The organism is Mycobacterium sp. NGS68 (genome assembly GCF_059812195.1).
In genome coordinates, this window is the sequence record NZ_JCALCE010000083.1 from 1 (window position 1) to 897 (window position 897).

An 897-nucleotide genomic window follows, 5' to 3' on the forward strand; every position below is an offset into this window, starting at 1 on the left:
GCGGGCATGCCGCCCACGGCGTGGCACAGGCTGGGGAACAGCAGCGCGCTGCCGGGGGTGGTGACATAGGTCTGCCCGTCTGGGCCGGTCAAAATCACGGTGCCGTCGGCGAGTTGTTGATCGGTCCAGCCCCAGAACGTTTTCACCAAATGATGAGTGCGGCAATAGCATTTGAGGTTGCCGGCATGGGTGAGGCCGCCCTGGGCGTGCGCGATGGTGTGGTCCAGGTCGCAGTGGGCGGCCGGGACATCGCAGCCCGGCCACCGACACGTCAGGTCCCGCAGGCGCACGAAGTCGGCCAGCGCGGCGGAGGGCACGTACCCGGGTTCAGGTGGCGCGTCGCCGGGATGCAGCAGCGGGATCACTTTCGCGCTGCGGGCCAGCTCGGCGAGCAGTTCGGGGGTGATCAGCCCGTCCGCGGCCAGCTCGGAGGCCGCCGCGCCGGGGGTGCCGGCCAAGGCCGCGGCCTCGGCGATCACATGGATCGTCACCGGCGAGGCCGGCGGCTTGGCCCCCGCCGCGCAGTCAGCGCGCCCGCAGCGACACCCCAGCCGGTCCGCGCCGGCGGCCAGCGCCCCCAGCGCGTCGGCGCGGCGTTGGGCGGCGGTACGCGGATCGTGGGCGCACACCGTGCCCGCCAGCGTGGTCAACCGCTGATCCAGGGCGTGCGCGTCGGGGGCGAACAGGGTCCCCACGATCTGGGCCACCCCGTCGATGCCCCCGCCGATCCACACGTCGCGATCTTTCTGCCGTTCGGTGCGCCGGCGCACCGCATCGACATCGACCCGCGCGATCAGCGCGTCGATCTTGCCGCAGAGCCGTTTGCGGCTCATCATGGGCCAGCGCGCCACATTGGCGGCCACCAACCCGTCCACCCGCGCCAAAATCTCCGGGTCC

1 protein-coding gene is annotated in these 897 nt (G+C 72.4%); it reads right to left on the reverse strand.

Annotated features, from left to right (window positions below; translation table 11 throughout):
• Positions 1-897 (reverse strand): HNH endonuclease signature motif containing protein (locus AC5Y5V_RS31355; RefSeq protein ID WP_499942968.1); only part of this gene is annotated, 897 nt, incomplete at both ends.